Source organism: Oceanicella sp. SM1341, from assembly GCF_003448965.1.
In the GTDB taxonomy this organism is placed as follows: Bacteria; Pseudomonadota; Alphaproteobacteria; order Rhodobacterales; family Rhodobacteraceae; genus Paroceanicella.
The window spans coordinates 228,340-252,539 of sequence record NZ_QRGC01000003.1; the positions used below are offsets into that span (position 1 = coordinate 228,340).

The window sequence follows — 24,200 nt, forward strand, 5'->3', positions numbered from 1 at the left end:
CACGCACATCGGCCGGACGGGCGCGGTGTCAGTTGCTGCCGCCCATGCCGGTGCTGAGCTGCTTTTCCACCGCGCTGAGGTTGAACGAGCCCGGGCTCTGGCTCGGCGGGTAGTCCTGCATGGTCATCAGGAACTGCATCGCCAGCCGCTGGATCGGCACCAGCACGAAGGCGCGCTCCAGCAGCCAGTCGTAGTAGACGTTGGCGCTGTGCTGGGCCTTCTCGAACGGGTCGCGCCGCAGGTTGAAGATCAGCGGCACGCGCAGCTCGGTGAAGGGTTCCATCCACACGCCGAAGGCCTCGCCGCGGTTCTCCAGGAACACCGCCTTCCAGGCATCGTAGCGCGCCGCCACGATCTGGCCATCGTCGTTCACGTACCAGAACTCGTGCCGGGGCGATTCCTCCGTCTCGCCGCTCAGGTAGGCCGACATGTCGTAGCCGTCGATGTAGTTGCGATAGGTGCGCCCGATGATCTCGGTGCCCTCGGCGAGCTGCTGCTTGATGTCCGGGTTGCCCCCGATGGCGGCGAAAGTGGGCAGCCAGTCCTCGTGGCTCACGATGCCGTTGAGCGTCTTGCCCTCCGGGAAATGCCCGGGCCAGCGCACGAAGGCCGGCACCCGGTAGGCGCCTTCCCAGTTCGAGTTCTTCTCCGAGCGGAAGGGGGTGTTGCCGGCATCGGGCCAGGTGTTGAAATGCGGGCCGTTGTCGGTGGAGTAGAACACGATGGTGTTGTCGGCGATGCCCAGCTCGTCGAGCTTGTCGAGCAGCTGGCCCACCATCATGTCATGCTCGACCATGCCGTCCTGATACTCGTCGCCGCTCGGGCCGGACAGGCCGATGTGCTCCTCCTTCACATGGGTGCGGAAGTGCATGCGGGTGGAGTTCCACCACACGAACCAGGGCGTGCCCTCGTTGTTCTTGCGCTCGATGAAATCGATGGCCGCGGCGAGGGTCTCCTCGTCCACCGTCTCCATGCGCTTCTTCGTGAGCGGGCCGGTGTCCTCGATCTCGCCATCGGCGGAGGAGCGCACCACGCCGCGCGGGCCGAACGTGTCGCGGAAGGTCGAGCCGTCGGCCAGCACCATGTCGCCGGGATAGTCGCGGTTCTCCGGCTCCTCCTCGGCGTTGAGATGGTAGAGATTGCCGAAGAACTCGTCGAACCCGTGGTTGGTGGGCAGATGCTCGTCGCGGTCGCCCTGGTGGTTCTTGCCGAACTGGCCGGTGTCGTAGCCGAGCGACTTCATCACCCCGGCAACGGTGACATCGGTGGTCTGCCAGCCCTGCTCGGCGCCGGGCAGGCCCACCTTGGTCATGCCGGTGCGCACCGGCACGTTGCCGCCGAGGAAGGCCGCGCGGCCGGCGGTGCAACTCTGCTGGCCGTAGTAATCGGTAAAGGACAGGCCCTCCTTGGCGAGCCTGTCGATGTTGGGCGTCTCGTAGCCCATCATGCCGCGGTTGTTGAAGCTGATGTTCCAGGTGCCGATGTCGTCGCCCCAGATCACCAGGATGTTCGGCTTGTCCGCCGGCTGGTCCTGCGCCTGCACCGCGCCCGAAACTGCCGCCCCGGCAAGTGCCAGGGCAAGGGCGAGCATTCGTCTCCCGTCCGTCAAGAACATGATCGACTCCCCTGTTTATGATGTATGCATCAACCCTGCATTGATCGCTAATTTTCTGCAATTACTTTGAGTAGATTCATGGAGGTTTCATAATTTGTCAGGAGAGGCGGTGCGGCCGGCATCCCGTTGCATGCCGCTTGCCGGAGCGCCCGGCCGTCTCCCGGCATCCGGCTCAGGCATCCGGCTCAGGCAGGCGGCGGAGGCGGGATGGGCAGCGATGGCGTTTTCGACACGGCGGCGACCCTGGCCGCGCCCCCCGCGCCTTTCACACAGCCTTGATTGTTGTAAACGACAACATTGACAGCCCCCCGCCTTCCCTGCGACAAAAATCCAGCGGCGAAAAAAACTTGGACGGGCCAGCACGCCGTGAAACGGCCCGTTCGCACAGGGAGAGAACAGATGATCACGCGACGCGGTTTCGGCGCCATGGCGGCCGGCCTCGCGCTGACGGCGGGCAGTTTCACGCCCGCCCTGGCGCAGGACACCTACACCTTCAAGCTCCACCACATGCTGTCCGAGAAGGCCCCGGCACATCAGAAGATGCTGCTGCCCTGGGCACAGCAGGTGGAGGAGAATTCCGGCGGCCGGGTGAAGATCGAGCTCTACCCCTCGATGTCACTGGGCGGAAAGCCGCCTGAGCTGATCCAGCAGGTGCGTGACGGCGTGGTCGACATCATCTGGACCGTGAACGGCTACACCCCGGGCCTGTTCCCGCGCACCGAGGTGTTCGAGCTGCCCACCGTCTACCTCAACGACCCTCGCGCCACCACGCTCGCGATGTACGACATGTTCGACGCGCTGAAGGAGGAGTACAAGGGCGTCGAGGTGATGTGGCTGCATGTCCATGCCGGCCAGGGCATCCAGATGGTCGACAAGGAGGTCCGCACCCCGGCCGATTTCAACGGGCTGAAGATGCGCATCCCCTCGCGCACCGGCGCCTGGGTGATCGAGGCGCTCGGCGCCGCCCCGCTCGCCACCCCGGTGCCCGAGCTGCCCCAGGCCCTCTCCAAGAAGGTGGTCGACGGCGCGCTCATCCCCTGGGAGATCATCCCCGCCCTGAAGCTGCAGGACCAGATCGGCTACTTCATCGAGGGCGCCAACCGCGAGCGCCTCGGCACCACCACCTTCCAGGTGTCGATGAACGCCGACCGCTGGGCCGGCCTGCCCGAGGACATCCAGAAGGCCTTCCGCGACGCCTCGGGCCGTGACTGGTGGGCCAGCGTGGGCGAGTACTGGCGCGAGAACGACGATTTCGGCATCGGGATCGCCGAGAAGGCCGGCCGCACCCATGTGATGCTCACCGAGGACGAGACCGAGGCGATGCTCGCCGTGCTCGACCCAGTGGTCGACAAGTGGATCGCCGAGGTGGAGGGCGCCGGGCTCGACGGCCAGGCGCTGGTCGAGCAGGCCCGCGAACTCATCGCCAAGAACGCGACGGAGTGAGCGCGCGGCCGGAGGCCGGTCAGCGGCAGGCGGGGCTGGAGCGCCTCGCCCGCCGCGTCATCACCGGCTGGGCGCTTCTCGGCGGCGTGTTGCTGCTGGCCGTCGTCCTTCTCAACACCGTCTCGGTTCTCGGGGCGGCCCTGATCACCCTGCCCTTTCCCGGCGATTTCGAGCTGACCGAGATGGGGGTCTGCGTTGCGGTCTTCACCTTCCTGCCCTGGTGCCAGATGAACGACGAGAACGTGACGGCGGATATCTTCACCTCCGGCCTCTCGCGCGCCTGGGTGGCGAAGCTGGTCTTCGTCTCGGCCGTGGTTGCCTTCCTGTTCACCGCGCTGATGGGCTGGCGCATGTCCGTGGGCATGCTCGACCAGCGCGACTACGGCTACACCACCACCATCCTGCAGATACCCCACTGGTATGCCTTCGTGCCGATCCTGGTCTCGCTCGCGCTGCTGGCCGTGGCCGCGGTGCTGACCATGATCGACGCCACGCGCGGCTCCACCGGCTATCATTCCGATTCGGAGCACCCGCATGGCTGACGCCCTGATGATCGGTTTCGGCGGGCTCGGGCTGCTCGTCATCCTCATCGCCCTGCGCATGCCGATCGCCTATTCGATGATCCTCGTCGGCGGCATCGGCGTGACCATCCTCAACGGGCCGGCCATCTTCATGAGCCAGCTCAAGACCCTCGCCTACGGCCAGTTCTCCATCTACGACCTCTCGGTGGTGCCGATGTTCGTGCTGATGGGCAACATCGCCACCAAGGCCGGCCTCTCGCGCGACCTGTTCCGCGCCGCCAACGCCTGGCTGGGCTGGCTGCCCGGCGGCACCGCCATCTCGGCCATCGCGGCCTGCGCGGGCTTCGGCTCGGTCTGCGGCTCCTCGCTCGCCACCGCGTCGACCATGGGCCAGGTGGCCCTGCCCGAGCTGTTCCGCTACCGCTACTCCGGCGCGCTCGCCACCGGCACGCTGGCGGCCGGCGGCGTGCTGGGCATCCTGATCCCGCCCTCGGTGGTGCTGGTGATCTACGCGGTGATCGTGGAGGCGAACATCGTCACCATGTTCATGGCGGCGCTCATCCCCGGGCTGATCGCGGTCATCCTCTTCATCCTCACCATCCTGGTCTATGTCACGCTCAACCCCGCCGCGGGCCCGAAGCGCGAGGCGATCGACCGCGCGGAGTTCATCTCCGCCTCCGTCGCCGTGCTGCCGGTGCTCTGCGTCTTCGCGCTGGTGATCGGCGGCATCTACTTCGGCTTCTTCAACCCCACGCCCGCCGCCGCCATCGGCGTGTTCCTGGTGTGGATGTACGGCATGGTGCACGGCGGCATCCGCTGGCCGCAGCTGCGCGAGGCCCTGCTGCAGACCGCCGGCTCCACCGGCATGATCTACCTCATCCTGCTCGGCGCGGAGATGCTGAAGATCTTCATGTCCCGCGGTGGCGTGCCCCAGGCGGTGGCGGAGTGGATGGCCAATTCCGGCCTCGCGCCGCTCACCGTGCTGGTGATCCTGCTCGCCGCCCTCATCCTGCTGGGCTGCCTGATGGACAGCCTGTCGATGATCCTGCTCGCCATCCCGTTCTTCTGGCCGGTGCTGGTGGAGATCAACGGCGGCGATTACGTCGATGCCGCCACCGCCGGCTTCGGCATGAGCACGGAAGACCTGAAGGTCTGGTTCGGCATCCTCGCGCTCATCGTGGTGGAACTGGGGCTGATCACGCCGCCGGTGGGCATGAACGTCTTCGTCATCTCCGCCATGGCCAAGACCGTGCCGATGCGCGAGACCTTCATCGGCGTGATGCCCTTCTTCCTCGCCGAGCTCGTCCGGGTGGTGATCCTCGTCGCCTTCCCGGCGCTCACGCTCTGGCTGCCCACCATCCTGCGCAGCTAGGCCGGGCGGCCGCGGGGCTCCGCCAGATCTCCCGCGCCGCTCCTCCGCCCCCCGGCCTGCCTCGCGCCCCGGGGGGCGGATATCTGTCGCGGGGCGGCCCGCGCTCCTATATGGCATGAGAGACCGACCTGCCGGGCCCGCCCGGCCGACGCCGCCCGCCCTGCCCCGGCGGCCGAGACGAGGAGTTGCCCATGCTGCGCCGCCTGAAATGGATCCTGATCGCCGTCGCCGTGGTGGTGGTCGGAGCCTGGTTCCACTACTACCTGCCCTCGCACGAGGTGGTGCGCATCGTGGGCACCGACACCAAGCGGGTCGACAGCTCCGGCCTGTTCGACAGCACCCGCACCACAGGCCAGGGCCCGCAGACCCGCGACGTGCGCTTCATCAACACCGTGGGCGAGAACGGCAAGGAATACGTCTTCCGCAACGAGGACACCGGCTGGTCCTTCCCGTTCTACTTCAAGTTCGATTCCGGCACCCTGCAGGCCCGCGCCCAGTCGCAGGTCACCGGGCGGGAGACGCCGCAATGGGTGGTGGTCACCTCCTACGGCTGGCGGCTGGAGATGTTCACCATGTTCCCCAACGTGATCGACATCGAGCCCTCCGAGACCGCCGACCCCACCATCATCCCCTGGTTCAACATCATCTTCTTCGTGGTGCTGGGGCTGCTGGCCTTCTGGGTCTACCGGCTGGTGCGCCGCTTCAAGCGCCGCCGCATCGACCCGCTGTTCGACGGCGACCCGGACACCTGAGCCCATGGCACCTTCCCTGCGCCGGGCCCTTCTGGCAGGCTCTTGCGGCACGTCATCCCCCGCCGGAGGCTCCGCCATGCCCGTCTCGCCCGATGCCGTTCCGCTGGAGGGCGGCTGCGCCTGCGGCGCGCTGCGCTACCGGCTCACCCGGGTGCCGATGTTCACCCATTGCTGCCATTGCCGGCAGTGCCAGCGCCTCACCGGCAGCGCCTTCGTGCTCAACACCATCATCGAGGCCGATCACATCGAGCTGCTCTCCGGCGAGGTGACCATCACCGCCGGCCCCTCCGAGGAGGGCCGTCCGCACGACATCCACCGCTGCGCCGCCTGCCTCACCCCGGTGTGGAGCGACTACGGCCGCCGCCCGAACTACCGCTTCGTGCGGGTCGGCACGCTCGACACCCCCGGCGCCGTGGCGCCGGACGCGCATATCTTCGCCCGCTCGCGCCTGCCCTGGGTGCAGCTGCCCGATCCCGCCATCGTGCACGAGATCTTCTACGAGCTGGAAGCCACCTGGCCGCCCGAGATGCTGGCCCGCCGCCGCGCCGCCCTGGGCGGCTGAGCGCCCCGCCCTCCGGGGCCGGCGGCCCGGCAGCGCCGACCGGGTGGCGGCAGGCGCCTCGCGGCCGCGCCTCAGATGCGGCCGTCGTAGGCCCGGCGGGGGATCCGCACGGCGATCACCGAGGGGCCGTCGCGCCCGAAGGCCTCGGCCAGCGCCCCGGTGAGGGCCCCGGCGTCGGACACGGTGCAGCCCGGCGTGCCCATCGCGGCGGCCACGGCGGCGTAGTCGGTGGTGCCGAAGTCCACGCCCGCGTTCGGCCGCCCGTCGGCGCGCTGCTTCATCTCGATGAGCGCGAGCGAGCCGTCGACCATCACCACCACCGGGATCGGCAGCGCGAGGTCGCGCAGGGTGGCAAGCTCGCCCAGGATCATGTCGAGCGCGCCGTCCCCGGTAACCACCAGCGCGGGGATGTCGGGGCGCGACAGCGCATGGCCCATGGCGAGCGGCAGGGCACAGCCCATGGTGCAGAAGCCGGTGGACTGCAGCAGCCGGCGCGGCGCGGCGCAGCCGAGGATCTGGCTCAGCAGGATGCGGTGGGCGCCGGTGTCCACCGCCGTCACGCATCCCTCCGGCCGGGCGGCGGCGATGGCATGGAAGGCGGCGGACGGGCCCCAGCCCTCGCCCGGGGCGAAGGCCTCGGCGAGGGCGGCGCGCGCCAGCTCCGGCTCGCCCAGCGGCCAGAGCGGCTTCGGTGCGGCCCCGAGCGTGAGGCTCGCAAGCCCCGCCGCGGGGTCGCACACCCAGGCGGCGTCGGCGCCGTGCATGTACTGCGTGTCCGGGCTGGCGGAGAAGGCGATGCAGCGGCCCGGCTGCCATGGCCGGTGCCAGCCGGCGCGCATCTCGATCGCGTCATAGCCGCAGGCGATCACGAGGTCGGCCTGCGCGAGCAGCGGCAGCACGATGGCGTCCGAGCGCGGCGACAGGCCGTGGCCGCCCAGCGCGCGGGGGTCGGCCTCGTCGATTAGCCCCTTGGCCTTGTAGGTGGTGAGCACCGGGATGCCGAAGCGCGCCGCGGTCTCGCGCAGCACCTCCGCGCCGCCGGGGCTGGCCAGCAGGCCGGAGCCGGCGACGATGACGGGCCGCTCGGCGGCGGCAAAGGCGGCGCGGGCCGCCTCCAGCACCGGGCCCTCTGCGGGCGCGGCCGGGGCATAGGGCGCGCGGCGGAAGCCGCGGTCGGGCGCATGCGCGGCGGTCGCCACCGGCACCGGCAGGTCGATGTGCACCGGGCCGGGCGCGGGGTCGGTCGCGAGCGCGATCGCCTTGTCGGCGAGCAGGTCGCAGGCGCCCTCGCGGGCCTCGAAACTGCCCTTCACCAGCGGGCGCAGCACCGCCTGCTGGTCGAGCACCTGGTGGGAGAAGCCCAGCGCCTCCGCCTCCGGGATGCGGCCGGTGAGCACGATGAGCGGCACCCGGTCCTGCTGGGCATTGGCGGTGACGTTCACGCAATTGGCCATGCCCGGCCCCACGGTGGCCACGAGCACGGCGGGCGCGCCGGTGGCGGCCCAGGCGCCCTCGGCCATGAAGCCGGCGGCATTCTCGTGGCGGGCGAGCACGAAGCGGATGCCGGCGCGCTCCAGCGCCTCCACGAGGGCGACGACCTCGCCGCCGGGCAGACCGAAGGCATGGCGCACGCCCGCCTCGGCGAGGCGGGCGGCGATGATGTCGGCAGAGGTGGTCATGCGCGGGCTCCCCGGGGGTGGTTTCGGCTGCCCCCAGTCGGGCCGGGGGCAGGCCCGGGGTCAAGCGCCGCGTTGCCGGCTCACGGAAGCTTGCGCTTGGCGCCGGTCTCGTCGGTGGCGACGAAGGTGAAATCGGCCTGGGTCATGCGCATGCTCTCGCCGGAGGGCTGGCGGGTGACCCAGACCTCGACATGGATGCGCATCGAGGTGGTGCCCTCGTGCTCGAGGTCGGAGTAGATCGACACGATGTCGCCCACGTGCACCGGCTTGTGGAAGGTCATCGCCTCCACCGCGATGGTGGCGACGCGGCCGCGCGCCCGGGTGCGGGCCACGACGGAGGCGCCGAGGTCCATCTGCGCCATCAGCCAGCCGCCGAAGATATCGCCGTTCGCGTTGGTGTCGGCGGGCATGGCGATGGTCTGGAGGGCGAGCACGCCGCGGGGCTGGGTCATCTGGGGGGTCTCCGGGACTGACGTTGGCAGGGCGCACACGTTGGCGTCCGCGCCGGGCGGGCGCAAGCCAAACCCGCCGGGAACCGGGCCGCGGCGGGGCGAATGCCCAAGCCGCGGGCGGGCGGCAGCGCCCCTGCCCGGGCCTTGCGCAGGGCGGGGAGCCTTCGCCTCGGGGGGCATCGAGCCCCCGCTCGGCAAACGGGGCGCCTGCGCCCCGGGCGCGGGGCCCGGCGCGCGTCTCCCGGCAGGACCGGCTCAGCGACCGAGCAGGCGCATCACCTCGGGCCAGGCTTCGGGGTCGGCCACGGTCTTGTCGCGGCAGAAGGGGTTGCAGAAGCCGATGACATGGCCATCGATCCGCGCCAGAGCATCCGCCGCCACGGGCTTGCCGGAAAAGGGGCAGGCGGCGTTCTCGGGCGTGCCCTCGGCCAGCGCCTCGGCGGCAAGCGGCGCGGGGCCGGGCCAGGGGCGCTCGGGCAGCCCGGTGGCATAGGCCTCCTGCACGTGGTTCTCCGCCCGGCCCATGGCGCGCCAGCGGCGGAAGGCGCCGTCGGCGAGGTGGCTCGCCACATAGGCGGCGGCCTCGGGCCCCACCGGCAGGCCATAGGTGGCGATGCGGGTGGCCACGGGGGCGTAGAACGCATCCGCCACGCTGTAGGCGCCGAAGAGCCACGGACCCTCCGTGCGGCCCGGTGCCGCCATCGCCAGCGCCCAGAGCCGCTCCAGCCGGGCGATGTCCGCGAGCACCGCCTCGGAAGGCACGAAGCCCGCGAAGCTGGTGGAGAGGTTCATCGGGCAGGCGCCGCGCAGGGCGGTGAAGCCGGAGTGCATCTCGGCCACCAGCGCGCGGGCCAGCGCGCGGGCGCCCCGGTCGGCCGGCCAGTGCCCGGCCCCGGGGAAGGCCTCGGCCAGCGTCTCGGCCATGGCGAGACTGTCCCAGACCACGCCCTCCGGCCCGGACATCGCCGGCACCTGCCGGGCCGGGGCGAAGCCTTCCAGCATCCGCCCGAAGCCCTCGGTGTAGAGCCGCGCGCTCACCACCCTCACCGGCAGGCCGAAGCGCGCGAAGAGCAGCCAGCCGCGCAGCGACCAGCTCGAATACGTCCTGTCGCCGATGGCGAGCGTGTAATCCATGAGGCACCTCCTGCGCGCATCCTGCCCGAGCCGGGCGCGCCCGGGAAATCAGCTTTCCTGCGCAGGTCCATCACGGCGCGTGATCGGGGGCGGGGCAATCAGGCGGCTTCGCGGCGCTCCGGCCCCGGGCCGGTATCCGCCGCCAGGACGCCCGCCGCGCGCGGGGCAGACCCCGGCCGCAGCTCACCGGCGGTCCGGCGGGCACGACCGGGGCCGGGGGCATGAGACGCCCCGGGCGCGGTACGGACGACGTCCGACGCGGCGCGGTCGCCACCCCGCGGGCCTGGCAAGACGGTCCGTCCCTGCCCTCCGCCGTTGCGGAGCCTGTCCAGCCGCGGCGCCGGCCACCCTGCACCGCCCTGCTCCCGCGAACGCGGGAGCCTCACGGCCGGGCGTTCACCCGCTCCACCGCCCAGGCGCTGCCCAGCCGGTCGATGCGGGTGAGCGACAGCGGGTCGATGCGGAAGGCAAAGGCCTGCTCGGGGCCGAGGCCCAGCGCCAGGGCCAGCGCGGCGCGGATCGGGCCGGCATGCGAAACCAGCACGAGGTCGGCGCCCGGGGCGGCCGCCTCCAGCGCCGCGATGGCGGCGGAGACCCGCGCCATCAGCGCGTCCCAGCTTTCGCCTCCGGGGGCGGGGGTGGGGCCGGGGCGGGTCCAGAAGGCGCGGGCGGCCTCGGGCTCGGCGCGCTCGATCTCGTCGAAGGCGCGGTTCTCCCAACGGCCGAAGTCGAGCTCGCGCAGGGCGGACGTGTCGGGCAGGCGCAGGGGAAAGGCGCCCAGGCGCTCCGCCGTCTGCCGCGCGCGGGTGAGATCGGAGCTCACCAGCACCGCGCCCTGCGGCAGGGCGGCGCGCAGCCGCACGAGCGCGGCCTCGTCGGGGAAACTTGCGGGCAGGTCGGTATGGCCCACGGCCCGTGCCGCCCCGGTGGGCCCGTGGCGCAGCCACCAGAAGCGCATCAACCGCCGCCCTTGAGCACCAGCGGCAGCCCGGCGGCCACGAAGACCGCCCGGTCGGCCAGGGCCGCCACCTGCTGGTTCAGCCGGCCCTGCGCGTCGCGAAAGGCCCGGCCCAGCGCGGTCTCGGGCACCAGCCCCATGCCGAGCTCGTTGGACACCAGAACCACCGGCCCCGGCATCGCCGCGAGCACCTCCAGCAGCGCCGCGCTCTCGGCCGCCACGTCGCCGCCGTCGAGCATCACGTTCGACAGCCAGAGCGTGAGGCAATCGACCAGCACCGCCCGGCCCGGTTCCACCTCCGCGAGAGTCGCGGCAAGAGCGCGCGGCGCCTCGATGGTCTGCCACTCCGGGCCCCGCTCCTCCCGGTGCAGGGCGATGCGCGCGGCCATCTCGCCGTCAAACGCCTGCGCGGTGGCGATATACACCCTTGGCAGGCCGGTTTCGCGCACCATCTGCTCTGCAAAGCGGGATTTCCCCGACCGCGCGCCGCCCAGAACCAGGGCCCGCCGAAAGTTTCCATTTGCGAAACACACAGTTTCTCACACCTTCCGCGCGAACTTTTCACCCTGCTTGTGCGTAGCAACCCTGAAGCACAGAGGAAAGCCCGGCGCCGCGCAGCCCGGGCTTGATGGAGCGGAGGTATCCTCATGGCCCTAGATCACGCCTTTGGCGAGCGCACCCCGGCCCCGGTGACACGGCGGGCCATGCGGGCGGAAATGCTCGATGCCGAAACCGAGCTCGAGCTGGCGCGACGCTGGCGTGACGACCAGGACGAGGCGGCCCTCCACCGGCTGGTGAACGCCTATGTCCGCCTCGCGATCTCCATGGCCGCGAAGTATCGCCGCTACGGCGGCTCGATGAACGACCTCACCCAGGAAGCCATCGTCGGCCTGATGAAGGCGGCGGCGAAGTTCGACCCCGACCGGGGCGTGCGCTTCTCCACCTACGCCGTGTGGTGGATCAAGGCCTCCATCCAGGATTACGTGATGCGCAACTGGTCGCTGGTGCGCACCGGTTCCACCTCCTCCCAGAAGGCGCTGTTCTTCAACCTCCGCCGCATCCGCGCCAAGCTGGAGCGCGAGGGCGCGCAGGACGGCGAGGCGATGCGCGAGCAGATCGCCACCACCATCGGCGTGCCGCTGCGCGACGTGGAGATGATGGAGGCCCGGCTCTCCGGCTCCGATTTCTCGCTCAACGCGCTGCAGGCCGGCGAAGAGGGCCGCGAGTGGGTCGAAACCCTCGAGGACGAGGGCCCGCAGGCCTCCGAGATCGTCGGCCGCCGCGCCGACAATGCCCGCATGCGCGGCTGGCTCTCCGAGGCGTTCAAGACCCTCACCGAGCGCGAGCGCCTCATCATCGCGGCGCGCAAGCTCGCGGACGAGCCGCGCACCCTCGACAGTCTCGGCGTCGAGCTGGGCCTCTCGAAGGAGCGCGTGCGCCAGCTCGAGGCCCAGGCCCTGCGCAAGCTGCGCAAGTGCCTCGAGGCCCGCACCGGCAACGCGGCGCAGCAGTTCGTCGTCGCGGCCTGAGGGCGCCCCCGAAATTCCGGCCCTCCCCCGGGCCGCACCGATGTTCCCCCGGGGCTGTCTCCCCCACCCTGCAGCCCCGCCCCCCGGAAAGGCGCCCTCCCCCAAGGGCGCCTTTCCTCTTTGGCATAACCCGCTATGCTCCCGTGCGCCGCCGCGGCGGCTCCTGCCGAAGCTGAAGACGGTGCCTCGATGACCCTGCCTGCCGCCCTGCCCCGCCCGCGCCTTGCCGCCGCCCTCGGGCTGGCGCTGCTCGCCGCCTGCACCCCGGTGCGCCACGCGGCCGATGTCACCTTCGTGGGCGAGGTGCATGACAACCCGGCCCATCACCGCATGCAGGCCGGTGTCTCGGCCGCGCTCGACCCCAAGGCCATCGTCTTCGAGATGATCCCCCGCGACGCCGAGGAAGACCTCTACGCCCTGCGCGAGGAGGGCGCCTCCCGCGCCGAGCTCGCCGAGGCGCTCGACTGGCCGAATTCCGGCTGGCCCACGTTCGACTATTACGCCCCGATCATCGAAGCCGCCCCCGACGCGCAGATCTACGGCGCCGAGGTCACCCGCGAGACCCTGCGCGCCGTGCTGGCCAACCCCGGCTCCGAGGGGCTGATCCTGGGCGAAAGTCCCGCCTCCTGGGGCCTCGACACCCCCCTGCCGCCCGAGGAACAGGCCCTGCGCGAGGAGGAGCTCCAGCACGCGCATTGCGACGCGCTGCCGCCCGAGGCCCTGGCCCCCATGCTGCGCGCCCAGCGCCTGCGCGACGCGGCACTGGCGGCCGCCACCGAGCGCGCGCTCGACGAGGCCGGCACCCCGGTGCTGGTGATCGCCGGCAACGGCCACGTGCGGCTCGACACCGGCGCGCCGGCCTTCCTGCGCGCCCGGCGCCCCTGGCTCACCATCGATGCCATCGGCCAGACCGAGCGCGAGGGCATGCCCGACGGGTTCGATTCCACCGAGAGCCTCTCGGAAGACACCCCCTTCACCCGGCTCTTCGTGTCCCGCGCGGTCGAGCGCCCGGACCCCTGCGCCGCGTTTCGCGAGGGCTGAACCCTTGAACGGCCCCGGCGGAGTTATTACAGTCTCGCGGCGGTAAAAATCGGCTTTCCCGCATCCGGGTGGAGAATATGATGCTTTCCGGCAAACGTGTCCTGCTCGTCATCGGCGGCGGCATCGCGGCGTACAAATCGATCGAGCTCATCCGCCTGCTGAAGAAGGCCGGCGCCTCGGTCACCTGCGTGCTCACCGGCGCGGCGGAGCATTTCGTCACCCCGCTCACCGTCTCGGCCATCGCCGGCACGAAGGTCTACCGCGATATCTTCGACCTCACCGACGAGGCGGAGATGGGCCATATCCAGCTCTCCCGCGCGGCCGATCTCGTGGTCGTCGCCCCCGCCACGGCCGACCTGATGGCGAAGATGGCCGGCGGCCATGCCGACGACCTCGCCACCACCCTGCTGATGGCGACAGACAAGCGCGTGCTCATCGCGCCCGCCATGAACGTGCGGATGTGGAATCACCCCGCCACGCAGCGCAACCTCGCCACGCTCGCGGCCGACGGCATCCTCACCGTGGGCCCGGACGACGGCGACATGGCCTGCGGCGAATACGGCCCCGGCCGCATGGCCGAGCCCGCCGCCATCCGCGACGCGGTCATCGCCGCCCTCACCGCCGGGCCGCTGGCCGGCCGGCACGTGCTGGTCACCTCCGGCCCCACGCATGAGCCGATCGACCCGGTGCGCTACATCGCCAACCGCTCCTCCGGCGCGCAGGGCACGGCGCTGGCCCGCGCCCTCGCCGCCCTCGGCGCCACCGTCACCTTCATCACCGGCCCCGCCACCACGAAGCGCCCCGAGGGCGTGCGCGTGGTGGAGGTGGAGACCGCGCGCCAGATGCTCGACGCCGTCACCGCCGCCCTGCCGGCGGATGCGGCGGTCTTCGCCGCCGCGGTGGCGGACTGGCGCATGGCCTCCGAGCGGCCCTCCAAGATGAAGAAGACCGCCGACGGCGCCCTGCCGGTGCTGGAATTCGCCGAGAACCCCGACATCCTCGCCACCGTGAGCAAGCTCACGGACGGGCGCCCGCGCCTCGTGGTGGGCTTTGCCGCCGAGACCGACGATGTCGCGGCCCACGCCACGGCCAAGCGCGCCCGCAAGGGCTGCGACTGGATCCTGGCCAATGACGTGCGGCCCGAGACCGGCATCATGGGCGGCTCCGAGAACGCCGTCACCCTCATCACCGCCGAGGGCGCCGAGACCTGGCCGCGCATGGCCAAGGACATGGTGGCCCGACGCCTCGCCCAGCGCATCGCCGAGGAGCTTGCATGACCGTCCCCGTATCCGTCCGGATCACCCGCATCGGGGAGCATGACCTGCCCCTGCCCGCCTACGAGACCGCGGGCGCGGCGGGCATGGACCTGCGCGCCTGCCTCGCCGCGCCGATGAGCCTTGCGCCCGGCGCCCGCGCGGTGGTGCCCACCGGCTTCCGCCTCGCCATCCCGCAGGGCTATGAGCTGCAGGTGCGGCCGCGCTCGGGCCTCGCGCTCAAGCACGGCATCTCCATGCCCAATTCCCCCGGCACGATCGACAGCGACTATCGCGGCGAGCTCGGCGTGCTGATGATCAACCACGGAACCGAGCCCTTCCCCGTCGCCCACGGCGACCGCATCGCCCAGGCGGTGCTGGCACCCGTGTCGCGCTGCGCCTGGGTCGAGGTCGACAGCCTCGACGACACCGCCCGCGGCGCCGGCGGCTTCGGCTCCACCGGACAGTGAGGACAGCTCCCGCCATGCTCCGCCTCTCCCGCAAGACCGCCCTCGCCCTCGAGGCCGTGCTCGACGTCGCCTTCAACGCGCGCCCGAACCCGGTGCAGTCGCGCGACATCACCGAGCGCCAGGGCATCCCGGCCCGCTACCTCGAGCAGGTGCTGCAGCAGCTGGTGCGCGAGGGCATCCTGAAGGGGGTGCGCGGGCCGAAGGGCGGGTATACGCTGGCCCGCGAACGCCGCCGGGTGAGCCTGGGCGAGATCGTCCGCGTCGTCAGCCGGATGGAGGCCGAGGACGACGACACCACCTCCTCCGCCGAGCTGGGCGAGAAGGTGATCGGCCCGATCTGGCGCGAGGCGCAGGAAACCCTGCTGGAGAAGCTCGACGCGGTGACCATGGAGGACCTGTGCCTGGAGGCGCAGCGCCAGGGCATCCGCCGGGCCGGCGACACCACGACCGATTTCACGATCTGAACGATCAGGAGGACATCATGATCACCTCGCAGCCGCGCGGCCGGATCTACGACAGCATCACCGAGACCATCGGCGGCACGCCGCTGGTGCGCCTCAAGCGCATCGGGGCCGAGACCGGCGCCGATATCCTGGTGAAGCTGGAATTCTTCAACCCGATCAGCTCCGTGAAGGACCGTATCGGCGTCTCGATGATCGCGGCGCTGGAGCGCGACGGCCACCTGAAGCCGGGCGGCACCATCATCGAGCCCACCTCGGGCAACACCGGGATCGCGCTCGCCTTCGTGGCGGCGGCGCGCGGCTACCGCCTCATCCTGTGCATGCCCGAGAGCATGTCGGTGGAGCGGCGCAAGATGCTCGCCCTGCTCGGCGCCGAGCTCGAGCTCACCGAGGCGGCCAAGGGCATGAAGGGCGCCATCGCCCGGGCCGAGGAGCTCGCCGCCGAGATCCCCGGCGCGATCATCCCCCAGCAGTTCGAGAACCCGGCCAACCCCGCGATCCACGAGGCAACCACCGCCGAGGAGATCTGGGCCGACACCGAGGGCCGGGTCGACGCCTTCATCTCCGGCGTCGGCACCGGCGGCACCATCACCGGCGTGGGCCGCGTGCTGAAGGCGCGCAACCCGGGCGTGAAGGTGATCGCGGTGGAGCCCGAGGACAGCCCGGTGCTCTCCGGCGGCCAGCCCGGGCCCCACAAGATCCAGGGCATCGGCGCGGGCTTCGTGCCCGGCATCCTCGACCGCGCGCTGATCGACGAGGTGCTCACCATCGGCAACGAGACCGCCTTCGAGACCGCCCGCAAGCTCGCCGCGCAGGAGGGCATCCCGGTGGGCATCTCCTCCGGCGCCGCGGTGGCCGCGGCCCTCGAGGTGGCCTCGCGCCCCGAGATGAAGGGCAAGCGCATCGTGGTCATCCTGCCCAGCTTCGCCGAGCGCTACCTCTCCACGGCGCTGTTCGACGGGCTGTGAGCCTGAGGGGCCGGTCCGGTGCATCCTGCCCGGGAGCCCGCGGCTCCCGGCAAGGTGCCCGTCCGGGCCGGCCGCCCCCTGCCCTGCGGAGACCGCGATGAGCTTTTCGCCCGAGGAACTTGAGCGCTACGCCCGCCACATCGTGCTGCGCGAGGTGGGGGGGCCGGGCCAGGCCCGGCTGAAGGCGGCGCGGGTGCTGGTGCTGGGCGCGGGCGGGCTGGGCTCGCCGGCGCTGCTCTACCTCGCGGCCGCCGGCGTCGGGCACATCACGCTGGTCGACGACGACACGGTCTCGCTCTCCAACCTCCAGCGCCAGGTGCTGCACGACACCGCCCATGTCGGCGCGCGCAAGATCGACAGCGCGGCGGCGCGGCTGGCGGAGGTGAACCCGCATGTCGGCTTCACCGGCCACGCCCTGCGCCTCACGCCCGAAAACGCCGCCGGCCTCATCCGCGGCCATGACCTCGTGCTCGACGGCTCCGACAGTTTCGCCACCCGCTACGCGGTGAACGCCGCCTGCGTGGCCGAGGCGGTGCCGCTCGTCGCCGCGGCGATGACGCAATGGGAGGGGCAGATCTCGCTCTTCGCGCCGCACCTGGGCGCGCCCTGCTACCGCTGCACCTTCCCCGAGGCCCCGGCCCCCGGCCTCGCCCCCTCCTGCGCCGAGGCCGGCATCATGGGCGCGCTCGCGGGCACCATGGGCGCGATGATGGCCGGCGAGGCGATCAAGCACCTCACCGGCGCGGGCGAGACCCTGCTCGGCCGCCTGCTGCTGTGGGACTCGCTCTTCGCCGAGGCGCGCGTGCTCACCATCCGCCCCGACCCCGCCTGCCCCGAGTGCCACGGCCACGGGGCGGCCGGCTGAAGCCGGAAGCGCACCGGGCCCGGCGACGAGGTACCCCGGGCCAGAGGCGACGCCTGCCTCCCGCCGAACGCCTTCGGAAAGGGGGGGCCGTCTCCCTGACCCGGAGCCCGGCTCCCTCGACGGCAGGCGCACAGGCACCAGCCCCTCGCGCCCGACCGACCGGCTCCCGGAGCGACACGGAAGCATCCGGATCAGGCGCGGCCGTCCTCCCTCGTGGCATCAGGCCCGGGCCGTCGAAATCGCACGCGCCCCGTCCCGCGGAGGGAGCGCCCCGCGGCGCGGGTCCATCGGCGCCCGGCCGGCTCCGTGTCGATGCCGGACAGCGCAGGGCGAGGCAGCGCCGGCCCGATGGCCCACCCTGTTCAGGCGCCGGCATGGCCGCAGGGGTCTCGCGGTGCTCCAGGGAAGCCCTCACGGGCGTTGGCCTCCGCCTCGGGGGCATCGAGCCCCCTTCGGCGAAGCGCCGGACTGCGTCCGGCCGGCACGTCGCCCGGCAGGGGCGGTGCGGAGAGGGGGACGTGCAGGGCGGAGGCCCGCAGGGGCCTTCGCCACGGCCGCCGAGCTGCGGGGGCGAAAGCCCCCTCGGCGAGGCGGGCGTTCCCCCCTCGCGGCGGGTCAGAGCATGGAGGGGAGCACCTGGTCGGGCGGGCGGTGGCCGTCGACGAAGGTCTTGATGTTGATGATCACCTTCTCGCCCATCTCCACCCGGCCCTCGATGGTGGCCGAGCCCATGTGCGGCAGCAGCATCACGTTGGGCAGGCCGAGCAGGCGCGGGTTCACCGCCGGCTCGCGCTCGAACACGTCGAGCCCGGCGCCGGCCAGCTCGCCCGCGCGCAGCATCCGGGTGAGGGCGTTCTCGTCGATCACCTCGCCGCGCGAGGTGTTCACCACCACCGCCGTGGGCTTCATCAGCTTCAGCCGCCGCGCGTTGAGCAGGTGGAAGGTGCCCGGCGTGTGCGGGCAGTTCACCGACAGGATGTCGATGCGCGCCAGCATCTGGTCGAGGCTCTCCCACCAGGTGGCGCCGAGGGCGTCCTCGGTCTCGGGGCGCACCCGGCGGCGGTTGTGGTAGTGGATCTCGAGGCCGAAGCCCTTCGCCCGGCGCGCCACCGCGGTGCCGATCCGCCCCATGCCGAGGATGCCGAGCTTCTTGCCCCCCACCCGGTTGCCCATCAGCGCCATGGGCGACCAGCCCGGCCAGTCGCCCTCCTGCATCTGGGCCATGCCCTCCTTCACCCGCCGCGGCACAGCGAGGATGAGCGCCATGGTCATGTCTGCGGTGTCCTCGGTGAGCACGCCGGGGGTGTTGGTGACCAGGATGTTGCGCGCCAGCGCGGTCGCCACGTCCACGTGGTCGAAGCCCGAGCCGTAGGAGGCGATCAGCCGCAGGTCCGGCCCGGCCTGGGCCAGCAGGCCCTTGTCGATCCGGTCGGTCACCGTTGGCACCAGGATGTCGGCCCGCCCCAGCGCGTCGGCCATGCGCTCGCGGGAGAACGGCTCGTCCGTCTCGTTGATCTCCACGTCGAACAGCTCGCGCATGCGCGCCTCGACCGGCTCCGGCAGGCGGCGGGTGACAATGACCTTCGGGCTGTGCGCGGGCATAGGGGCTTCCTCGGGCAATCTCGTCCGTGGGCCGGACATGTCTCTGGTTCAAAACGGGGATGCACCCCGCATGCATTAGTGCTAGTCTGCCCGCAGCGGCAGATAAACCCGAAAAATGCCGCAGCGGAACGGGCAGGCACAGATGATCTCCAGCATGCGCATCCTTGCAGCGGTGCTCCTCATCTGCGTGGCAGGCGCCACGCCGGCCGATACCGTGCCCACGACCATCGGCCCCGTCACCCACATGCCGCTGCCCCGCTTCGTGAGCCTCAAGACCGAGGCGAACGCCCGCCGCGGCCCCGGGCTCGACCACCGGGTGGACTGGATCTTCAAGCGCCGGCACATGCCGCTGCAGGTGGTCGCGGAATTCGACAACTGGCGCAAGGTGGTGGACGCCGACGGCACCGGCGGCTGGGTGCACTACACCCTGCTGCGCGGTGCGCGCACGGTGGTGGTCCGCGCGCCGGAGACGATGATGCACGAGCTTGCCTCCGACAACAGCCTGCCGGTGGCCGTGGCCCGCCAGGGCGTGATCGGCGACCTCGAGGCCTGCAAGGCGCTCTGGTGCCAGATCGAGGCCGACGGCTACGAGGGCTGGGTGCGCAAGGCCGATATCTGGGGTGTCGAGGATACCGAGATCAGCCCGGACTGAGCCCCCGGGGCCCCGAACGCGGCCCCGTACGCGTCAATGCGGCGCAGCCGGCCCGCCGCCGCAACCGCACCGCAAGGGGGCGGCGGAGCATCGAAACCGGGGAGGGGGGAGCGGCGCTCAGCCCTTGGTGCGGCGCAGGCGGATGACCACGTCGACCTTGGCGATCTCCGTGCCCTCCGGCGCATCGGGCAGCGAGGCGAAGCGCACCGCCTCGGCGGGCGCGTCGGTCAGGCTGTCCCGGTCTTCCCAGAAGTAATGCGGGTGATCGTCGACACGCGTGTCGAAGTAGGACCGCGCCCCGTGCACCATGATCTCGGTGAGCAGGCCCGCGTCCGTGAAGGCCTTGAGGGTGTTGTACACCGTGGCGAGCGACACCGGCTCGGGGCTGCATTGCGCGGCCTCGTGCAGGCTTTCGGCCGTGACATGGCGATGATTCCCGTCGCCCACCAGAAGGCTCGCAAGCATCTTGCGCTGGCGCGTCGGCCGCAGGCGGCCACGCGCGAGCCACGCGTCGACGCGCGCCTTCGCTTCACGCCCTGCTGCGCTGCTCCCGGATTTCACGGCTTGGTCTTGTCCCTTGCTAGTCATCGGGTATGCACTCTAACCCGTTCGCGTGGCGGAAATCGAGTCCCTTTTGGGCGCACCCATCGCGCTTGCACCTGTTGCGGGCACGGTGATAGGGAAACGTGAGCAACAAATGCCGCCCTGCGACGAAGGAGAAGGTATGTCACGGCCGAGCAGCTATGACTATGAAGAGCTGATGCGCTGCGCGCGCGGAGAGCTCTTCGGTCCGGGGAACGCGCAGCTCCCCGCGCCCCCCATGCTCATGATGGACCGCGTCACCAGCATCACCGAGGCAGGCGGACCCTTCGAGAAGGGCCAGGTCGTGGGCGAGCTCGAGGTCAAGCCCGACCTGTGGTTCTTCAAGTGCCACTTCCTCGGCGACCCGGTGATGCCCGGCTGCCTCGGGCTCGACGCCCTGTGGCAGATGACCGGCTTCTTCCTCGGCTGGCTGGGCATGCCCGGCCGCGGCCGCGCCCTCGGCGTGGGCGAGGTGAAGTTCTCCGGCATGGTGACGCCGGACGTGAAGCTCATCCGCTACACGGTGAACATGAAGCGCATCATCGACCGCAAACTCAAGCTCGGCATCGCCGACGGGTTGATGGAAGCAGACGGCCAGACCATCTACACCACGACCGACATGCGTGTCGGTCTGTTCAAGGATGGTGAGGCAAGCCCGGCCTGAAGAAGAGCCCGGCACGAAGGAAGGATATGCTCATGCGTCGGGTCGTCGTAACCGGTCTCGGCATCGTGTCGTCGATCGGCACCACGAAGGATGACGTCGTCACCTCGCTGCGCGAGGGGAAGTCCGGCATCAGCTTCGCCCCCGAATACGCCGAGCGCGGGTTCCGCAGCCAGGTCCACGGCAAGCCGGACATCGACGTGTCCGAACATGTCGAGAAGCGCCAGCTGCGCTTCATGGGCGATGGCGCGGCCTACAGCTACATCGCGATGAAACAGGCCATCGCCGACGCCGGCCTGGAGGACAGCGACATCTCGAACGAGCGCACCGGGCTCATCGTCGGCTCCGGCGGCCCGTCCACGCGCAACCTGTTCGAGGCGCACCAGATCGTGCTCAAGAACAACAGCCCCAAGCGCATGGGGCCGTTCATGGTCACGCGCGGCATGTCCTCCACCGTGTCGGCCTGCCTCGCCACGCCGTTCCGCATCAAGGGCATCAACTACTCGATCACCTCGGCCTGCTCCACCTCGGCGCATTGCATCGGCAACGCGGCGGAGCAGATCCAGTGGGGCAAGCAGGACGTGATGTTCGCCGGCGGCGGCGAGGAGCTGGACTGGACCCTGTCCTGCCTGTTCGACGCCATGGGCGCCATGAGCTCCAAGTACAACGACACGCCCGAGAAGGCCTCCCGCGCCTTCGACGCCGGGCGTGACGGCTTCGTCATCTCCGGCGGCGGCGGCATCGTGGTGCTCGAGGAATACGAGCACGCGAAGGCCCGCGGCGCCAAGATCTACGCCGAGCTCACCGGCTATGCCGCCACCTCCGACGGGCACGACATGGTCGCCCCCTCGGGCGAGGGCGGCGAGCGCTGCATGCGCATGGCCCTCTCCACCCTGCCGCAGGACCGCGAGGTGGGCTACATCAACGCCCACGGCACCTCCACCCCGGTGGGCGACGTGACCGAGGTGGAAGGCGTGCGCCGGGTCTTCGAAGGCCGCCGCCAGCCGCCGATCAGCTCCACCAAGTCGCTGACCGGGCATTCCCAGGGTGCCACCGGCGCCCAGGAGGTCATCTACTCCCTGCTGATGCTGGAGAATGACTTCATCGCCGCCTCCGCCAACGTCGACACCCTCGACCCGGCGCTGAAGCCGGAGGAAATCGCCACCGCACGGGTCGATGACGCGGGTCTCGACACCGTGATGAGCAACAGCTTCGGCTTCGGGGGCACCAATGCCAGCCTCCTGTTCAGCCGACTCAGGGATAAATGAACTCATGTCCGACCTGATGAAGGGCAAGCGCGGGCTTGTCATGGGTGTCGCGAACGACCACTCCATCGCCTGGGGAGTCGCGCGCACCCTGCATGCCCATGGCGCGGAACTGGCCTTCACCTACCAGGGCGAGTCCTTCGGCCGGCGCGTGCAGCCGCTGGCCGAAAGCGTGAATGCCACCCATCTCCTGCCCGCCGACGTGCAGGATTCCGCCTCGCTGGAGAGCGTGTTCGAGCGCCTGGCGGCGGACTGGGGGCAGATGGATTTCCTCATCCACGCCATCGCCTATTCGGACAAGACCGAGCTCACCGGGCGGTTCCTCAACACCACCCGCACCAACTTCCTGAACTCGCTCGACATCTCCTGCTACAGCCTGGTCGACATCACCCGCCGCGCGGCACCGCTGATGCGCCCGGGCGGCAGCGTGATCACCCTCACCTATCTCGGCGCCCAGCGCGTGATGCCCAACTACAACGTGATGGGCGTGGCCAAGGCGGCGCTGGAATGCTCGGTGCGCTACCTCGCCAATGACCTCGGGCCCGACGGCGTGCGGGTGAACGCGATCAGCCCCGGCCCGATGCGCACCCTCGCGGGCTCGGTCATCGGCGGCGCGCGCAAGGTCTACCGCGAGGTGGAGCAGAACGCGCCGCTGCGCGCCAATGCCACCCTCGAAGCCGTGGGCGGCGCCGCCCTCTACCTCGCCTCCGACCTCGGGGCCTGCACCACCGGCGAGATCGTCTTCGTCGATGGCGGCTACCACGCGATCGGCATGGCCCAGCCCGAAAACCTCTGACCATGCTCCAGGCCTGCCTCAACGGCGCCCGGGAGGCGCGCACGCACGCGGCGCTCCCCCGCAGCCCCGGAGAGCTGGCCGAGGATGCCGCCGCGGTGCGTGCCGCCGGGGCCGACGAGCTGCACATCCACGTGCGTGACGCGGAGGGCGCCGAGAGCCTCGCCCCCGCCGATGTCTCCGCCGCGCTGCGCGCCGTGCGCGCCGCGGTGCCCGGCATGCCCGTGGGGGTGAGCACCGGCGCCTGGATCCGCCCCGGCGGGGCCGCCCGGCTCGAGCATGTCCGCGCCTGGGAGCTGCTGCCGGACTACGCCTCGGTGAACCTCTCCGAGCAGGACGCCCCGGACACGATGGAGGCCCTCGCCTCGCGCGGGGTGGGCATCGAGGCCGGGCTCTCCACCCTCGCCGACACCCGCCGCTTCCTCGCCCTGCCCGGCCACCGCGCCTGCCTGCGCGTGCTGATCGAGATCGACCTGCAGGAGGCCGAGGAGGCCGAGGCCGAGGCCCTCGCCATCCTCGAGCGCCTCGCCGCCGCCGACCTGGGCCGCCCGCTGCTGCTGCACGGCACCGATTCCTGCACCTGGGCCATGGTCGGGCTCGCCGCCGCCCGCGGCCTCGATACCCGCATCGGCCTCGAGGACGTGCTGGTGATGCCCGACGGCCGCCCCGCCGCCGACAATGCCGCCCTGGTCAGCGCCGCGCGCGCCCTGCTCGGCGGAACCGGGGGGTGACGGGCGGGCAGGCGGCGGTCTATGCCCTCGCGGCGCTGGTGCTCTGGCTCACCGCCCGGGTGCTGCGCGGCGGCTGGCGGCTGCCCGCCGGGCAGGTGACGCCCAACATCACCCCCTCCTCGGCCATCGTCGGCACGCTGGCCATCGCCGCGGCGATGTATTTCTTCGGGCCGGTCGTGGGGCTGCTGCTCATCCTCTCCATCGTGGTGCACGAGTTCGGCCATGTCGCGGCCTTCCGTGTCGCCGGCCACACCGATGCGCGGCTGCGCCTCATCCCCATGCTGGGCGGTGTCGCGATCTCCGACCGCCTGCCCTCCTCGCAGGCCAAGGACGCCTACATCTCCCTCATGGGCCCGGGCATCTGCCTCGCGCTCGTGGCGCTCTGCCTCGCCGCCGAGCAGGTGCTCGACACGGCCTGGCCGCAGATGGCGCATTACGTCTATCTCTTCGGCATGCTCACCGCGGCGCTGAACGCGTTCAACCTGCTGCCGATCTGGCCGCTCGACGGCGGGCACGTGCTGCGCCGGGTGCTCTACACGCTGTCGCCGAAGCTCGCCCATAACGCCACGCTGGCGCTCAGCGGCGTCGCGGCGCTGCTGCTGGCGCTCAGCGGGCACATCTTCCTGATCTTCTTCCTCATCATCGGGCTGCAATCGGCCATGCAGATGCCGAAGGTGGAGGCGCTGCAGCGGCCGATGACCGGGCGCGAGGCCGCCTTCGCCGCCGGCGCCTGGATCGCGATGCTCGCGTCCTTCGGCCTCGCGGGTTCGCCCATCCTGCTCTACTACCTCGCCGCCTGAGCGCCGGGGGGTTGCGACGGGCTGCCGCACATGCGGCTT

At 71.2% G+C, this 24,200-nt stretch carries 26 protein-coding genes; 18 read left to right on the plus strand and 8 right to left on the minus strand.

From position 1 onward, the window contains the following. Nucleotides 1-28 precede the first annotated feature (28 nt). Entirely contained in the window at nt 29-1,591 is a 1,563-nt protein-coding gene (locus D3P35_RS04930) for an arylsulfatase (protein WP_198670464.1), read from the minus strand. A gap of 423 nt (nt 1,592-2,014) precedes the next feature. Here D3P35_RS04930 and D3P35_RS04935 point away from each other — a divergent pair, with 423 nt between their 5' ends. The 5 genes from D3P35_RS04935 (at nt 2,015) to D3P35_RS04955 (ending at nt 6,265) form a co-directional block, all read left to right on the plus strand. After that, on the plus strand, nt 2,015-3,058 hold the full coding sequence (locus tag D3P35_RS04935; RefSeq protein WP_118133344.1) for a TRAP transporter substrate-binding protein: 1,044 nt from the start codon (nt 2,015-2,017) through the stop codon (nt 3,056-3,058). Further along, nucleotides 3,055-3,600, plus strand: coding sequence for a TRAP transporter small permease (locus tag D3P35_RS04940; RefSeq protein ID WP_232830386.1), 546 nt, complete (start codon nt 3,055-3,057; stop codon nt 3,598-3,600). The genes D3P35_RS04935 and D3P35_RS04940 overlap by 4 nt, the downstream gene beginning before the upstream one ends. Further along, the gene (locus D3P35_RS04945; RefSeq protein ID WP_118133345.1) at nt 3,593-4,951 is read left to right on the plus strand and encodes a TRAP transporter large permease; all 1,359 of its coding nucleotides are present in this window, start codon (nt 3,593-3,595) and stop codon (nt 4,949-4,951) included. The genes D3P35_RS04940 and D3P35_RS04945 overlap by 8 nt, the downstream gene beginning before the upstream one ends. A 191-nt stretch (nt 4,952-5,142) precedes the next feature. Beyond that, nucleotides 5,143-5,703 carry a DUF1523 family protein gene (locus D3P35_RS04950; protein WP_118133346.1) on the plus strand — a complete coding sequence of 187 codons (561 nt, stop codon included), beginning with the start codon at nt 5,143-5,145 and terminating at the stop codon, nt 5,701-5,703. Between the two features lie 76 nt (nt 5,704-5,779). Next, complete coding sequence (locus tag D3P35_RS04955) at nt 5,780-6,265, plus strand: GFA family protein (RefSeq protein ID WP_118133347.1); 486 nt, start codon at nt 5,780-5,782, stop codon at nt 6,263-6,265. Nucleotides 6,266-6,336: 71 nt separating this feature from the next. Here the strand turns inward: D3P35_RS04955 and D3P35_RS04960 are convergent, their stop codons facing one another. The 5 genes from D3P35_RS04960 to cobU form a co-directional block, all read right to left on the minus strand. Next, entirely contained in the window at nt 6,337-7,944 is a 1,608-nt protein-coding gene (locus D3P35_RS04960) for a thiamine pyrophosphate-binding protein (protein ID WP_118133348.1), read from the minus strand. An 80-nt stretch (nt 7,945-8,024) separates the two neighbouring features. Beyond that, nucleotides 8,025-8,396 carry an acyl-CoA thioesterase gene (locus tag D3P35_RS04965; protein ID WP_118133349.1) on the minus strand — a complete coding sequence of 124 codons (372 nt, stop codon included), beginning with the start codon at nt 8,394-8,396 and terminating at the stop codon, nt 8,025-8,027. A 255-nt stretch (nt 8,397-8,651) separates the two neighbouring features. Beyond that, nucleotides 8,652-9,530, minus strand: a complete 879-nt coding sequence (locus D3P35_RS04970) for a glutathione S-transferase (protein WP_118133350.1) — start codon at nt 9,528-9,530, stop codon at nt 8,652-8,654. Between the two features lie 382 nt (nt 9,531-9,912). Beyond that, entirely contained in the window at nt 9,913-10,488 is a 576-nt protein-coding gene (locus D3P35_RS04975) for a histidine phosphatase family protein (RefSeq protein WP_370030157.1), read from the minus strand. Next, nucleotides 10,488-11,021, minus strand: coding sequence for a bifunctional adenosylcobinamide kinase/adenosylcobinamide-phosphate guanylyltransferase (gene cobU, locus D3P35_RS04980; protein ID WP_198670465.1), 534 nt, complete (start codon nt 11,019-11,021; stop codon nt 10,488-10,490). The genes D3P35_RS04975 and cobU overlap by 1 nt, the downstream gene beginning before the upstream one ends. A 114-nt stretch (nt 11,022-11,135) precedes the next feature. Between cobU and D3P35_RS04985 the strand changes: the two genes are divergently transcribed. The 7 genes from D3P35_RS04985 (at nt 11,136) to D3P35_RS05015 (ending at nt 17,075) form a co-directional block, all read left to right on the plus strand. Then, on the plus strand, nt 11,136-12,017 hold the full coding sequence (locus D3P35_RS04985; protein ID WP_118133352.1) for an RNA polymerase factor sigma-32: 882 nt from the start codon (nt 11,136-11,138) through the stop codon (nt 12,015-12,017). Nucleotides 12,018-12,206: 189 nt separating this feature from the next. Next, on the plus strand, nt 12,207-13,058 hold the full coding sequence (locus tag D3P35_RS04990) for a ChaN family lipoprotein (protein WP_118133353.1): 852 nt from the start codon (nt 12,207-12,209) through the stop codon (nt 13,056-13,058). 80 nt (nt 13,059-13,138) lie between these two features. Beyond that, nucleotides 13,139-14,335, plus strand: a complete 1,197-nt coding sequence (coaBC, locus tag D3P35_RS04995) for a bifunctional phosphopantothenoylcysteine decarboxylase/phosphopantothenate--cysteine ligase CoaBC (RefSeq protein ID WP_118133354.1) — start codon at nt 13,139-13,141, stop codon at nt 14,333-14,335. After that, a complete protein-coding gene (dut, locus tag D3P35_RS05000) occupies nt 14,332-14,781 on the plus strand; it encodes a dUTP diphosphatase (protein ID WP_118133355.1) in 450 nt (149 codons plus the stop codon). The genes coaBC and dut overlap by 4 nt, the downstream gene beginning before the upstream one ends. A gap of 14 nt (nt 14,782-14,795) precedes the next feature. Further along, nucleotides 14,796-15,245, plus strand: coding sequence for an Rrf2 family transcriptional regulator (locus D3P35_RS05005; protein ID WP_118133356.1), 450 nt, complete (start codon nt 14,796-14,798; stop codon nt 15,243-15,245). A 17-nt stretch (nt 15,246-15,262) separates the two neighbouring features. Further along, nucleotides 15,263-16,210, plus strand: coding sequence for a cysteine synthase A (cysK, locus tag D3P35_RS05010; protein ID WP_118133357.1), 948 nt, complete (start codon nt 15,263-15,265; stop codon nt 16,208-16,210). A 97-nt stretch (nt 16,211-16,307) separates the two neighbouring features. Further along, nucleotides 16,308-17,075 carry a molybdopterin-synthase adenylyltransferase MoeB gene (locus D3P35_RS05015; RefSeq protein WP_118133358.1) on the plus strand — a complete coding sequence of 256 codons (768 nt, stop codon included), beginning with the start codon at nt 16,308-16,310 and terminating at the stop codon, nt 17,073-17,075. A gap of 615 nt (nt 17,076-17,690) precedes the next feature. Here the strand turns inward: D3P35_RS05015 and D3P35_RS05020 are convergent. Next, the gene (locus D3P35_RS05020) at nt 17,691-18,677 is read right to left on the minus strand and encodes a D-glycerate dehydrogenase (RefSeq protein ID WP_118133359.1); all 987 of its coding nucleotides are present in this window, start codon (nt 18,675-18,677) and stop codon (nt 17,691-17,693) included. Between the two features lie 142 nt (nt 18,678-18,819). Here D3P35_RS05020 and D3P35_RS05025 point away from each other — a divergent pair, with 142 nt between their 5' ends. Beyond that, the gene (locus D3P35_RS05025) at nt 18,820-19,329 is read left to right on the plus strand and encodes an SH3 domain-containing protein (RefSeq protein WP_118133360.1); all 510 of its coding nucleotides are present in this window, start codon (nt 18,820-18,822) and stop codon (nt 19,327-19,329) included. A 117-nt stretch (nt 19,330-19,446) separates the two neighbouring features. Here the strand turns inward: D3P35_RS05025 and irr are convergent, their stop codons facing one another. Beyond that, entirely contained in the window at nt 19,447-19,917 is a 471-nt protein-coding gene (gene irr, locus D3P35_RS05030) for a Fur family transcriptional regulator Irr (protein WP_118133361.1), read from the minus strand. Between the two features lie 136 nt (nt 19,918-20,053). Here irr and fabA point away from each other — a divergent pair, with 136 nt between their 5' ends. From fabA to D3P35_RS05055, 5 genes are read left to right on the plus strand one after another with little or no spacing between them, the layout of a single operon-like run. After that, nucleotides 20,054-20,575: a 3-hydroxyacyl-[acyl-carrier-protein] dehydratase FabA gene (fabA, locus tag D3P35_RS05035; RefSeq protein ID WP_118133362.1), complete on the plus strand. Its 522-nt coding sequence runs from the start codon at nt 20,054-20,056 to the stop codon at nt 20,573-20,575. A 32-nt stretch (nt 20,576-20,607) separates the two neighbouring features. Beyond that, complete coding sequence (fabB, locus tag D3P35_RS05040) at nt 20,608-21,840, plus strand: beta-ketoacyl-ACP synthase I (RefSeq protein ID WP_118133432.1); 1,233 nt, start codon at nt 20,608-20,610, stop codon at nt 21,838-21,840. Between the two features lie 4 nt (nt 21,841-21,844). Next, nucleotides 21,845-22,633 (plus strand): enoyl-ACP reductase, encoded by a 789-nt coding sequence (locus D3P35_RS05045; RefSeq protein ID WP_118133363.1) that lies wholly within the window; start codon nt 21,845-21,847, stop codon nt 22,631-22,633. Between the two features lie 2 nt (nt 22,634-22,635). After that, the gene (locus D3P35_RS05050) at nt 22,636-23,361 is read left to right on the plus strand and encodes a 3-keto-5-aminohexanoate cleavage protein (RefSeq protein ID WP_118133364.1); all 726 of its coding nucleotides are present in this window, start codon (nt 22,636-22,638) and stop codon (nt 23,359-23,361) included. Then, nucleotides 23,358-24,161, plus strand: a complete 804-nt coding sequence (locus D3P35_RS05055) for a metalloprotease (protein ID WP_118133365.1) — start codon at nt 23,358-23,360, stop codon at nt 24,159-24,161. Before D3P35_RS05050 ends, D3P35_RS05055 begins: the two co-directional genes overlap by 4 nt. The last annotated feature ends 39 nt before the right edge of the window (nt 24,162-24,200 follow it).